Raw genomic sequence first — 11,802 nt, 5'->3', positions numbered from 1 at the left:
TCACTGGATCGGAGCAAGTGGTAACCATCGAGACTCAGGTGGAAATGTGAGCGATCACGAAGTCGACGTCCTGGCCATCGGGGCCGGTCCCGCCAACCTCGCGCTGGCTGTCGCGCTCGAGGAATCCGACGCGCCGCGGCTGGCCCAGCGGACCCTGCTGCTCGAGCAGCATCCCGACGTGAAATGGCAGCGCAACCTGTTGCTTCCCTGGGCCCGCAGTCAGGTGTCGTTCCTCAAAGACCTGGTGACCCTGCGCAATCCGCGCAGCCGGTTCTCCTTCCTGAACTTCCTGTACGAGCGCAGGCGCCTGGACGAGTTCGTCAACCTGGCGACCTTCAACCCCTACCGGTGGGAGCTGTCCGACTATCAGCAGTGGGTGGCGCATTCGCTGGAGCAGGTCTCGGTGCGCTACGACGCCGAGGTCACCTCGGTCGAGCCGCGCCGCACCGCCGACGGCAGGCTCGTCGGCTGGACCGTCGCGCTCGCCGACGGCGACACCGTCGACTGCCGGGATCTGGTCATCGGCACCGGCCGTGACGCGCACATTCCCGAGGTCTTCCGGAACCTGCGCGCCGACAAGGTGATTCACAGCACCCAGTACTGCACCCGGGTCGCCGAGCTGCCTGCCGACCGCCCGCTGCGTCCGGTCGTGATCGGCGGCGCGCAGAGCGCCGCGGAGATGTTCATGGCGCTGCACACCGATCTGCCGCAGAGCGCGCCGACCATCGTCATGCGCTCCATCGGCCTGCAGAACTACCAGACCAGCAAGTTCGTCAACGAGCTGTTCTTCCCGTCCTTCGTCGACGAGTTCTACCACTCCGAGGCCGACGTGCGCGGCCGCATCCTCGACGAGGTGCACCTCACCAACTACGCGGGCCTGGCCCCGCCGTTCCTCGACGAGCTCTACGCCATGCTCTACCAGCAGCGCATGCTCGGCCAGGAGCGCTCCACCGTCCGCTCGATGACCGAGGTGGCCGGCGCGCGCATGGACGGCGACGAGGTGGTGCTCGAGCTGCGCGACCTCAAGAGCGGCAAGATCGAGCCGCTGCGCTGCGACGTGGTGCTGCTCGGCACCGGCTACGAGCAGCAGATGCCCGCGCTGGTACGCGATCTCACCGACCGCCTCGGCCTCGACGAGATCTCCGTGAGCCGCCGCTACCGCCTCGATCTCGGCGAATCCGCCTGGGGCGCGGTGTATCTGCAGGGCGTCAACGAACAGACGCACGGCATCTCCGACACCCTGATCAGCGTGCTCGCGCACCGCTCGCAGGACATCGTCGACGACATCCTCGACCGCCGCCACGTCACCGCGGGCGCCTTCCCGGAAAGCCGAACGGCATGATCGAGATCCGCAGCCTCGACCGAGACGGCCTGACCGAGGCCTACGGCGTCGCCTCCGAGCGTCTGCTGCCGTGGCCCGCGCTCAACGCGCCGTTCGAGGGCGCGTGGTGCGTGCTGCGCCCCGGCGACGTCTCCACCGCGCACGCCCATCACGAGTACGAGCTGTTCATCGCCATGACGGGCCGCGCGGTCCTCGACGTGGACGGCGAGCGGCGCGACTTCGTGGCGGGCGATCTGGTCCACCTCGTCCCCGGCACGACCCATCACGTGCGCAACGCCGGGACCACCGATTTCGAGTGGTACGCCATCTGGTGGGACACCGACATGTCGGCCGCGTTCGTGCGCAGACACGAGACCGGATCGTCGCAGGAGACGAATCCGGCCGGGCGGCAGGAAGATTCGGTGACATCGTGAACGGTCCCACCCTGGTCATCTCGCCCGCGCCGACCGCCAACGGCGACCTGCACCTCGGGCACGTCGCGGGCCCCTTCCTCGCCGCCGACGTCTACACCCGCTACGCCCGGGCCACCGGGCGGGAGGTGCTGTTCGGCACCGGCGTGCAGGACACCTCCACCTACGTCACCACCACCGCGCACCGGCTCGGCCTCGAACCGCAGGCGCTGGTCGAACGTTCCGCCAAGGAGGTCGAGGCGACGCTGACGGCGCTCGGCATCGCCGTCGACGCCTTCACCGGATGGGAGCGGCGCTTCACCTCGTACGTCGCGAGGGTCGTGACGGAACTGCGCGCCAAAGGCGCACTGCGCATGCGGCCGATGCCGTTCCCGTACGCGCCGAGCACCGGCGAGTACCTGGTGGACGGGCACGTCGCGGGCACCTGCCCGGTCTGCCTGGCCGACAGCTGCGCGGGACTGTGCGAGAGCTGCGGGCACGCGGTGACCGCGGGCGAGTTGCTCGACCCGCGTTCCACGCGGAACCCGGAGGAGCCGCTGGAGATCCGCGAGGTCGAGGTGCTCGTCCTCCCCCTGGAGGAGTACCGGGAGCGGCTGCGCGCCCACTTCGCCGCGTCCGCCGGGCTGCTGCGTCCGCACGCGGCGCAGGTGGTGGCCGAACTGCTGGACCGGCCGCTGCCGGACTTCCCGGTCACCTACCCGATCTCGTGGGGCATCCCGGCGCCGGATCTGCCGGGGCAGGTGGTGAATCCGAACGCCGAGCCGGTCGCGTGGACGATGTACTGCACCATGCTGGCCGCCGAGAACCGCGGCATGGAACCGGATTCGGAGGACGCGCTGTGGCGTCCCGAGGCCGCGGCCCGCATCGTCTACTTCCTCGGCATCGACAACATTCATCCGTTCGGGATCTCCGGGCTGGCCATGCTGCTGGCGCTGGGGGATTACCCGCTGCCGAAACTGTTCCTCACCAACGAGTTCTACGAGTTGCGTCACGAGAAATTCTCCACCAGCCGGGGACACCTGGTGTGGGGCCGCGATCTGGCGGCGCGGGTGCCGCGCGACCTGATCCGCTTCCACCTCGCGGGCAACAGCCCGGAGTTCCAGCGCACCAGCTTCAGTCACGACGAACTGGCGGCGCTCACCGAGACCCGGCTCGTCGCGCCGTGGAACCGGGTGGCTGCCAAGGCCGACGACTGGGTGTGGCGCGGCGCCTTGCCGATCTCGGAGCGAGGCAGGTCCGACGTGCTGCGCATGGTCGAACGGTTCCGCGCCGCCTACGAGCTGCCCGGATTCAGCCTGAACCGGGTCGCCGAAACGCTCACCCAGCAGCTGGCCCGGCTGGACCGCACGCCGGTCACCGACGGCGGGGACTTCTGCCACCAGGTGGACGTGCTGGTGCGCTGCGCCGCGCCGCTGCTCGTCGACCTGGCCGAGGCGGCGCTGGCGGGCTCGGACATGCTGCCGGAGACCGATCTGCGAGAAGCGGCCCTGCGCACCGTGATCGAACCGGTCCGGCTGCCGCGACTGTCCGCGGTCGGAGCGTGACATGACCGACGTCGTCATCGCGGGCGCCGGTGTCACCGGCCTGATCGCGGCCGTGCGCTGCGCGCGGGCCGGGCACCGGGTCACGGTGGTGGATCGGGGCCCGATCCCGAACCCGGCGTCGAGTTCGTTCGATCACCACCGGGCCGTGCGGGCGCTGAGTCCCGGCGACCCGGCCGCCACCGCCGCCGCCGCGGCGCTGCACCGGCGCTGGCTGCGGCTGCAAGCGCTGCTCGGCGGCCACTTCTACCGGCGCATCGGCGTGGTCACCGGCTGGCCCGCCGCATCGATCGACGCCGTAGTGGACGTGGCCGATCGCAGCGGATTGCCGGTGACGGTGGTGGAGCCGAAGGCGCTGCCGCACTTCGTGTTTCCCGAGGGGCACTGGGGTCTGCTGGAGGCCGACGCGGGCGTGCTGCTCGCCGAACGAGTGCTGCACGCCGCCGCCCGCTGGCTGCGGGCACAGCCGACCGTCACGCTGCTGCCCTGGCGGCAGGTGATCGAGGTGGACACCGACGCCGCCCGGCTGCGGTTGCGCGACGGTACCAGGCTCACCGGCGATCTGGTGCTGCTGGCGACCGGGGCGTGGACGGGCGAACTCGTCGACGCGCCGACCGTGCTGCACCGGCAGACCACCGTGTACCTGCGACCGCCCGCGGACCTGGCGGCGTGGTGGGAGCAGGCGCCGAGCGCCGGGCGGATCGGCGCGGACGGCACCGGCTGGCTCATGCCGCCCGGGGCGGGCACCCTGCTCAAGGTCAGCTCCTCGCGGCTGTGCCGGACGGTCGACGACCTCGGCGAGGACACCGAAAGCGTCGGCGCGGCAACACGATACATAGACCTAGTGCTCGCCGACGCGGACCGGTACCGGATCGCCGCGGTCAAGCAGTGCCACTACACCGTCGACGCCGCGACCGGCGGCGCCACCCTCGCCAGGCCGGGACCAGCGGTCGTGGCCCGCGCCGCCACCGGCGGCGACGGGTTCCGCACCGCCCCGCTGGTCGCCGACCACCTCGTCGAGCTCGCGGCCGCCCGACCGGCCGCCTGATGCGGAAGGACCAATCATGAACCCCACCAACGACGTGCTGCTGGTGATCGGCAGCGGACTGCGCCTGTACCGGGAATACCTGGTGCGCTCGGTCACGGCGCGCGCCCGGTCCCGCGACCTGGACCTGGTGCTGCTCAACAACATCGAACCCACCTGGCAACACACCTATTTCGACGAGATCGTGGTCGCCAACGTCTTCGATCACGCCGTCCTTGCCGCCGAGGCGCGCAAGATCGCCGCCCGCAGGCGGGTGGTCGGCGTCCTGTGCTGGGACGAGCCGCTCGTCCAGCCCGCCGCCGACATGGCCGACGAGTTCGGCGTGCCCGGGCTCACCACCACCGGCGTGCGCGGCTGCCGCGACAAGAACCGGACGCGCTCGGTGCTCACCAACGCCGGCCTCGTCCAGCCCCGGTTCGAGCTCACCGGCACGCTCGAGCAAGCGCGGGCGGCCGCGGACCGCATCGGCTACCCGGTGGTGGTGAAGCCGCAGGCGCTCGGCGCGAGCATGGGCGTGGTACTTGCCGCCGACCGCGTCGAACTCGACGCCGCCTTCGCCACCGCCACCGGCGCCAGCACCATCGGCGACGAGCCGTTCCGCGGCACCGCCATCGTGGAGGAGTTCGCGGTGGGACCGGAGATCAGCATCGACGCCGCCGTCTACAAGGGCGAGTACCTGCCGATGTTCCTGGCGCGCAAGCGAACCGGATTGGAACCGTACTTCGAGGAGCTCGGCCACCTGGTCGACGCGGCCGACCCGCTGCTGGAGGACGAGACCCTGATCGGCACCCTGGCCGCCGCACACCGCGAGCTCGGGGTGGAGAACGGCATCACGCACACCGAGGTGCGGCTGACCTCGCGCGGACCGCTCATCATCGAGGTCAACGGCCGCCTCGGCGGCGACCTCATCCCGTTCCTCGGCAAGATCGCCACCGGCATCGACCCCGGCGAGGTGCTGGTCGACGTCGCCACCGGCCACCGGCCTGCGACCAAGCCCACCCGCAAAGCCGCGGCGGGCATCCGATTCGGCTACCCCGAACGCGACACACTCGTGCGCTCGGTGACGGTGCCCGAGCACGCGCCCGGTCTCGTCACCGCGGCCGCGATGGTCGAGCCCGGCGCGGAGCTGCGGCTGCCGCCCGGCGGCTACATCGCCCGGCACTCGTTCGTCGTGTGCGAGGCGGCCGACGCGCCGCGCTGCTCCGAATTGCTCAAGGCGGCGACCGCTTCGGTCGAACTGGTCGGCGATCCGCTGGAACCGCTCGCGCCCGGCTCCGGATTCACCCTGCCCGCCGGACTGCTGGACGCCGACAAATGATCGACTACGACGGCCGCCGGTTCCGCAACCCGGACAGCGACGACGGTGTGGTGGCGCGGTACCACCAGCAAGGCGATCTGGTGTGGGCGTTCTTCGCGGGCGGCAAGGTGCGCCGCGGTGCGCTCAACGGACTGTGCGACGCCGACGGTGTGCTGCGCCTGGCCTACACGATGGTGCTGCACGGCGGCGAGATCGTCTCAGGCATCACGCGGTCGGAGCCGGAGGTGACCGACGGCGAACCGCTGCGGCTGCGCGAGGAGTGGGAACGCTACGGGCCCAATGGAAGCAGCGGAATCTCCTACTTGGAGGAGATCCGGTGAACCGGCTGTTGCGCCGGTTCGGCGTGCGATCGTGGGACGCGGCCGTGTTCGCCCGCTCCGACACGGATCTGGCATCGGCATTGTCCGGCGCTGAGACCGGCCCGGTCCCGATCGCCCGATTCACGCCCGATTCGGCAGAAGGCACACCGTCCGGTGGGGATCGACGAAGTGCGCTGTCCCGCAGCGGAACCGATAGCGCACGGCGTCAGCCTTCGGGCGCGGCCGATCGTCGCTGGGCGGCGATCGGCCGCGGTACGGCGGACTTCGTCTCCGGGGACGGCTACGGCCGCACAACCTCGTCGGAGGCGAGCCGATGACCGACTTCACGAGTCTCGACCGCTTGGACGCGGGAACGGTGCGCTACCCCGGCGACGACGGCTTCGCGGCGGCGAGCGTCCCGTTCAACAAGCGGTACGCCGACATTCGGCCGCGCGCGGTGCTGTCGGTGCGCGACGCCGCCGACGTCGCGCGGGCCATCCGGTGGGCGCGCGACGCCGAGGTGCCGCTGGTGGCCCGCGGCGGCGGGCACAGCTACGCCGGGCATTCGGTCGGCACCGGGCTGGTGCTCGACCTGCGCGGCCTCGGCGGTGTGCGGGTCGACGCGGCGAACGGGCTGGTGACCGTCGGCGGCGGCGCCACCAACGGCGCGGTGTACGCCGCGCTACAGGAGCACGATCTAGCTGTGCCGCTGGGCAATTCGAATCAGGTCGGGATCGGCGGGCTGGTGCTCGGCGGCGGCGTGGCCGCGGTGTCGCGCGCGTTCGGGCTCACCGCGGACGCGCTGGTGCAGACCGAGATCGTGCTGGCCGACGGCAGCACGCTGCGCTGCGACGCGCGCGAGAACGCCGACCTGTTCTGGGCCTGCCGCGGTGGCGGCGGCGGAAACCTCGGGGTGAACACGTCGTTCACATTCCAGGCTCGGCCCACCGTGTCCAGCTCGACCTGCCTGCTGCTGTGGGAATGGCGCGACGCGCGGCGCGTGCTGGCGGTCATGCAGGAGATCATGGCGGCCGCGCCCGACGAGTTCGCGGCGCGTATCGGCGCGAGCCGTTCGGGCGACAACCCGGGCGTGGTCTCGGTGATCGGCCAACACCTCGGTCCCGCGTCGGAATTGCGCGAACTGCTGGAACCGGCGCTCGCTGCCGCCACGCCGCGGCGAGTCGACATCGCCGATCGCGACTACTGGCAGGCCAAGGATTTCCTGCACCACGAGACCTCGGGCGACCCCTTCGCGGTGCGCACCCGGTGCACGCCGAAACCGCTGACCGAGGCGGGGATCGACGTCGTGATCGACGCCATCGATCGCTGGCCCGGCAGCGCCAACCCGGACGGCGCGGGCGTCGCGCTGTTCACCTGGGGCGGCGCGATCAACCGAATCCCCGTCGGCGACACCGCCTTCCCGCACCGCGACACGCTGTTCCTGGTCTCCATGGACACCTCGTGGAGCGAGACCGACTCGGCGCAGACGGTGTGGTGCAACCTCGAATGGCTCGACGGGCTCTACGAGGAGATGGGCGGCTACGCCACCGACGCCGCCTACGTGAACTTCACCGACCCCGCCCTCACCGACTTGTCCGCCTACTACGGACCCAACCACCACCGCCTGGCGCGGCTCGAGCACCGGTACGACCCGGACGGCTTCTTCCGTTTCCCCCAGGCGATCACCCCGCTCAGCAAGGAGATCCGCGGATGACACTCGTCGATGAACCCCGCACCACCCCGCTCGGCTCCGGCGCCGAGATCCTGGCCCGCGCCCAGGCGCTGGCGCCGCAGCTGCGCGAGCGCGCCGAGGAGATCGAGGCCGCGCGCAGGCTGCCCGCCGACATCGTCGAGCTGCTGCGCGACGCGGGCGTCTTCCGCATGGCGTTCGCGCGCGGCTGGGGCGGCCCCGAACTGACCTCGATCGAGCAGACCGAGGTGGTCGAGGCGCTGGCCTACGGCGACGCCTCGGTCGGCTGGTGCGCCATGATCGGCTCCGACACCGGCCTGTACGCCCGGTTCCTCGATGAGCCGGTCGCCAAAGAGATGTTCCCGAGCCTGGACATGGTGACCGCGGGCCTGCTGTTCCCGACCGGCCGCGCCGAGCGCGTCCCCGGCGGCTTCCGGCTCAGCGGCCGCTGGCAGTTCGGCAGCGGCATCACCCACGCCGACTGGGTGGTGTCGGGCGCGTTCGTCGTTCGCGACGGCGAGCCCGAACGCGACGCCTCGGGCGCACCGGATTCGCGACTGTTCATGGTGCCGCGCGCGCAGGTGGAGGTCATCGACACCTGGCACACCACGGGCCTGGCGGGCAGCGGCAGCTGCGATTACCGCATCGCCGAGGTGTTCGTCCCGGAGGAGCACACGCTCGAGTTCGCTTCCGTGCGACACGGTTTCGGCCCGCTCGGCCAGCCCGAGGTGCACATGCGCAACATGCCCGCGGTCCCGTTGGGCGTCGCGCGCGCCGCGCTGGACTACGCGCGCGCCGAATCCGCCGCCAAGGCAGACGATTACCGCGTCCAGGTGACCATCGCCGAATGCGAGGCCGACCTGCACGCCGCCCGCTCCGGCGTCTACACGGCGCTGCGGCGCCAGTGGGAAATCCTCGGCGCGGGAGGCACGCTCGACGAGCTGACTCCGACCGAGCGCGCCGCGCTGCCCCTCTCCCGACTGCACGCCTTCCGCACCGCCCGCACCATCGTCGGCCGCCTCTACGACCTGCGCCAGACGGCCGCCATTTACCGGCCCTCGCCGCTGGACCGCTGGCTGCGCGACACCAACACCATGTGCCAGCACATCGTCGCTCAGGACCGCATTCTCCAGTCCGCGGGCGCGTACCTGATGGGCGGCACGCCGTCGTTCAAGCTCTGCCTCGGGCTGGTCGGCTGAACGCCGTCCGCCCCGGGTGCGAGCGTCAGTCCGTCGGGCGTCGCACGAGGATGTCGAGACGAACGAAGGTCTGGTCGTAGGTGCCATCCGGGCGGAGGAGCTCGTCGGTGGCCCCGACAAGCTCCTCGACCAGCCGGTGGGCGTCGGACGGATCGGCCTGCCGGGTGAGCACGGCGGACGCCGTCGTGCGCAGCATGTCGGCGAGCTGGGCGCGGGTGAACGGGCGCAGCTGGGCGACCGTGCGCACGCCGTCGCCGGGGATGTCGAATCCGGTGGCTCGCAGCATGTCGAACACGGTGCCCGCGTCCGGGTACGGCTCGGGCGGGCGCAGTCCGTTGGCGGCGGCGATCCGCTCGAACACCGCCGCCAGACCCGCCAGGTTCCCGGCGCCGCCGGATTCCGAGTGATACCAGCCGCCGGGACGCAGCGTGCGATATACCGCGCCGAACACCGCCGGATAGTCGGCGACCGGGAGCCAGTGCAGCATCGATCGACTGACCACCAGATCGGCCACGCCCGCCTCCAGGCACCGATCGAACTCGGTGGCCGGGGCACGCACGAACTCCAGATTCGGCGCCGAGTACCGGTCCGCGGCCGAGAGCATGGACGGATCCTGATCGACCCCGATCACCCGGCCGCGCGGCGCCAGCTCCGCGAGCGCGGCCGTGAACTCACCGCTGCCGCAGCCGAGGTCGACCACGGTGTCCGCGTCCTCGGGCCGGACCCGCGCCAGGAACCAGTCGTCCACCGCGCGATGGTGCGCGGCGGCCTCCGCGTACTCCAGGCCGGGGAAGCGCGGCCGTCGATCGTCCGCCATCCACCGATCCTACGACCGGAGGCTCGGCGAGACCCCTCCCTCGCGGCCGTTCGCGCGGTCCGCGAGCCCGCGGTGACCTCGAGCTCCCGGCCCGCCGGGGCGCGGAGATCAACGCTGCGGTTCGCAGGCGATGCCGTCGCCGTCGCGGTCCAGGTGCTCGGCGTAACCCGGGTCGCCCTTGTGGAGAGGAGCCTTGCCCGCCGCGCGGACCTCGGTGCAGTTCTTGTAGTACGGCTCCGATTGGGCCGTTCCCGCGGCGGCGGAGCCCAGCGCGACCAGAGCGGCGGCGGCGAAGATCGTGGTGGCGAGGCGTCGGGCGAACTGCACCGGGTCGACCCCCTTCATCCCAGGGCGGACCGCGGAAGCGTCTGCCCGACAGTACTTTTCGTCTCCAATCGGACGACCCGCACATTTTGCCAGCCGAAAGCCGGCGCGCGCAAGACGCCCACGTCAGACCGCCGGGCCGACGTCCGGCGCGTCCTCGTCGGCGATCCGGTCGGCGTCGGCCAACCCGTCCTCGGTGAGTTCGAGCCGCCGGGTCACCCCGATGTCGTCGAGGAAACGCGGGTCGTGGCTCACCACGATCAGCGCGCCCTCGAATCCGGCCAGCGCCTGGGTCAGATGGTGCAGGCTGGGCAGATCGAGGTTGTTGGTCGGCTCGTCGAGGAGCAACAGTCTCGGCGCGGGATCGGCCAGCAGCAGCATGGCGAGCGCGGCGCGCAATCGCTCACCACCCGACAGCGCCCCCGCCGCGACGTCGGCGTCGCCGCCGCGAAACAGGAAGCGCGCCAAGCGGGAACGGACCTGCAACGGCGTCGCGTGCGGCGCGGCGGCGGACACGTTCTCGAACACCGAGCGACTCTCGTCGAACAGGTCGAGCCGTTGCGGCAGCATCCGCCACGTCACCGAAGGCGGTGCCGCCGCGATCCGGCGCAGCAGCGTCGATTTCCCGATCCCGTTGCGTCCGGTCAGCGCGATCCGCTCCGGCCCCGAGATTCGCAGCGTCACCGTCGGCCCGCAGGCCAGCGTCACCTCGTCCAGCGCGAGCACCTCCTGCCCCGGGTAGAGCCGGGTGCCGGGCAGGTCGATGCGGATCTCCTTGTCGTCGCGGACGAGTTCCGCCGCCTGCTGGAGCTGTTCCTTGGCGGTGTCCAACCGTTCGATGTGGGTGTTGCGCAGCTTGCCCGCCGACACCTGCGCCGCGCGCTTGCGCGCTCCGGCCAGGATCTTCGGCATGTTGTCGGCCTGTTTCTTGCCGTAGCGCTGCCTGCGGTCGAGTTTGATCCGCGTCTCGGCCAGTTCCTGTGTCTGCCTTCGCACGTCGTTGCGCGCCTCCCGCACCGCCGACCGCGCCGCCTGTTGTTCGGCCTCGACGATGCGCTCGTACTCGCCGAAGTTCCCGCCGAAAAGCCGCAGCTCGCCCGCGCGCAGCTCCGCGATCGCAGTCATCCGTTCGAGCAGTTCACGATCATGGCTGACCGTGATCACCGTCCCGGAGAACTGCCCGATCACCTCGTAGAGGCGTTCGCGCGCCACGTGATCCAGGTTGTTGGTCGGCTCGTCGAGCAACAGCACGTCGGGTTCGGCGAGCAACTCGGCCACCAGCCCGAGCAGCACGGTCTCGCCGCCGGACAGGGTGTCCAGACGACGGTCGAGCCCCTCGACCGAATCCGCGACGTAGTGCAGACCCAGCCGGCCGAGCAGTGCGACGGCTCGCTCCTCGACATCCCAAGCGGCGCCGACGGTCTCGAAGTCGCGCTCGTCGCCGTCACCGGATTCGATGCGGTGCAGGGCCTTTCGCACTCGGTCGATGCCGAGCACGGCGTCGACCCGCTGACCGTCCGCCAGCCCGAGATCCTGGCGGAGGTAGCCGAGATGTCCGGTCACCGCCACCGATCCGCGGGCGGGCGCGAGCTCCCCCGCGATCAGGCGCAGCAGGGTGGATTTCCCGGCGCCGTTGACGCCGACCACGCCGATGTGCGCGGCCGGGAACACCGCGCCGAGTCCTTCGAACACCGGAGTGCCGTCCGGCCAGGAGAACGTGAGATCGGAAAGAGAAAGAAAGGTCATGCGGAACCCCTGAGGTTGCGACGGAACGCGGCGCGCGTAAGCGGGCCGCCCGGAAGCGAAACCTCAAGAAA

General features: G+C 71.1%; 11 protein-coding genes. 8 read left to right on the top strand and 3 right to left on the bottom strand.

Annotation, left to right across the window (positions count from 1 at the left end; genetic code table 11):
- The first annotated feature begins 46 nt into the window (after window positions 1-46).
- From AC3EO7_RS00335 to AC3EO7_RS00300, 8 genes are all read left to right on the top strand, one after another.
- The gene (locus AC3EO7_RS00335) at window positions 47-1,342 is read left to right on the top strand and encodes a lysine N(6)-hydroxylase/L-ornithine N(5)-oxygenase family protein (protein WP_431972170.1); all 1,296 of its coding nucleotides are present in this window, start codon (window positions 47-49) and stop codon (window positions 1,340-1,342) included.
- The gene (locus AC3EO7_RS00330) at window positions 1,339-1,755 is read left to right on the top strand and encodes a cupin domain-containing protein (protein WP_431972171.1); all 417 of its coding nucleotides are present in this window, start codon (window positions 1,339-1,341) and stop codon (window positions 1,753-1,755) included. The genes AC3EO7_RS00335 and AC3EO7_RS00330 overlap by 4 nt, the downstream gene beginning before the upstream one ends.
- Window positions 1,752-3,296 carry a class I tRNA ligase family protein gene (locus AC3EO7_RS00325; protein WP_431972172.1) on the top strand — a complete coding sequence of 515 codons (1,545 nt, stop codon included), beginning with the start codon at window positions 1,752-1,754 and terminating at the stop codon, window positions 3,294-3,296. The genes AC3EO7_RS00330 and AC3EO7_RS00325 overlap by 4 nt, the downstream gene beginning before the upstream one ends.
- Window position 3,297: 1 nt before the next feature.
- Complete coding sequence (locus AC3EO7_RS00320; RefSeq protein WP_431972173.1) at window positions 3,298-4,341, top strand: NAD(P)/FAD-dependent oxidoreductase; 1,044 nt, start codon at window positions 3,298-3,300, stop codon at window positions 4,339-4,341.
- Window positions 4,342-4,357: 16 nt separating this feature from the next.
- Entirely contained in the window at window positions 4,358-5,656 is a 1,299-nt protein-coding gene (locus tag AC3EO7_RS00315; RefSeq protein ID WP_431972174.1) for an ATP-grasp domain-containing protein, read from the top strand.
- Window positions 5,653-5,976: an avidin-fold protein gene (locus tag AC3EO7_RS00310; protein ID WP_431972175.1), complete on the top strand. Its 324-nt coding sequence runs from the start codon at window positions 5,653-5,655 to the stop codon at window positions 5,974-5,976. Before AC3EO7_RS00315 ends, AC3EO7_RS00310 begins: the two co-directional genes overlap by 4 nt.
- Before the next feature lie 313 nt (window positions 5,977-6,289).
- Window positions 6,290-7,669: an FAD-binding oxidoreductase gene (locus tag AC3EO7_RS00305; RefSeq protein ID WP_431970984.1), complete on the top strand. Its 1,380-nt coding sequence runs from the start codon at window positions 6,290-6,292 to the stop codon at window positions 7,667-7,669.
- Entirely contained in the window at window positions 7,666-8,844 is a 1,179-nt protein-coding gene (locus AC3EO7_RS00300) for an acyl-CoA dehydrogenase family protein (protein WP_431970983.1), read from the top strand. Before AC3EO7_RS00305 ends, AC3EO7_RS00300 begins: the two co-directional genes overlap by 4 nt.
- Before the next feature lie 25 nt (window positions 8,845-8,869).
- Here AC3EO7_RS00300 and AC3EO7_RS00295 read toward each other — a convergent pair whose 3' ends face one another.
- The 3 genes from AC3EO7_RS00295 to AC3EO7_RS00285 form a co-directional block, all read right to left on the bottom strand.
- Window positions 8,870-9,661, bottom strand: a complete 792-nt coding sequence (locus AC3EO7_RS00295) for a class I SAM-dependent methyltransferase (RefSeq protein WP_435590134.1) — start codon at window positions 9,659-9,661, stop codon at window positions 8,870-8,872.
- A 108-nt stretch (window positions 9,662-9,769) separates the two neighbouring features.
- Entirely contained in the window at window positions 9,770-9,988 is a 219-nt protein-coding gene (locus AC3EO7_RS00290) for an excalibur calcium-binding domain-containing protein (RefSeq protein WP_431970981.1), read from the bottom strand.
- Window positions 9,989-10,111: 123 nt separating this feature from the next.
- The gene (locus AC3EO7_RS00285; RefSeq protein ID WP_431970980.1) at window positions 10,112-11,731 is read right to left on the bottom strand and encodes an ABC-F family ATP-binding cassette domain-containing protein; all 1,620 of its coding nucleotides are present in this window, start codon (window positions 11,729-11,731) and stop codon (window positions 10,112-10,114) included.
- Window positions 11,732-11,802: the final 71 nt, after the last annotated feature.

It is taken from the genome of Nocardia sp. bgisy118 (assembly GCF_057708605.1).
The sequence above is the reverse complement of the archived record's forward strand: the minus strand, read 5'-3'. Positions and strand labels throughout refer to the sequence as shown.

What these genes read in the sequence shown, in the direction of transcription:
- AC3EO7_RS00330 (WP_431972171.1), top strand. Translation starts at nt 1,339, where the DNA reads ATGATCGAGATCCGCAGCCTCGACCGAGACGGCCTGACCGAGGCCTAC.
- AC3EO7_RS00320 (WP_431972173.1), top strand. Translation starts at nt 3,298, where the DNA reads ATGACCGACGTCGTCATCGCGGGCGCCGGTGTCACCGGCCTGATCGCG.
- AC3EO7_RS00315 (WP_431972174.1), top strand. Translation starts at nt 4,358, where the DNA reads ATGAACCCCACCAACGACGTGCTGCTGGTGATCGGCAGCGGACTGCGC.
- AC3EO7_RS00310 (WP_431972175.1), top strand. Translation starts at nt 5,653, where the DNA reads ATGATCGACTACGACGGCCGCCGGTTCCGCAACCCGGACAGCGACGAC.
- AC3EO7_RS00305 (WP_431970984.1), top strand. Translation starts at nt 6,290, where the DNA reads ATGACCGACTTCACGAGTCTCGACCGCTTGGACGCGGGAACGGTGCGC.
- AC3EO7_RS00300 (WP_431970983.1), top strand. Translation starts at nt 7,666, where the DNA reads ATGACACTCGTCGATGAACCCCGCACCACCCCGCTCGGCTCCGGCGCC.
- AC3EO7_RS00295 (WP_435590134.1), bottom strand. Translation starts at nt 9,661, where the DNA reads ATGGCGGACGATCGACGGCCGCGCTTCCCCGGCCTGGAGTACGCGGAG.
- AC3EO7_RS00285 (WP_431970980.1), bottom strand. Translation starts at nt 11,731, where the DNA reads ATGACCTTTCTTTCTCTTTCCGATCTCACGTTCTCCTGGCCGGACGGC.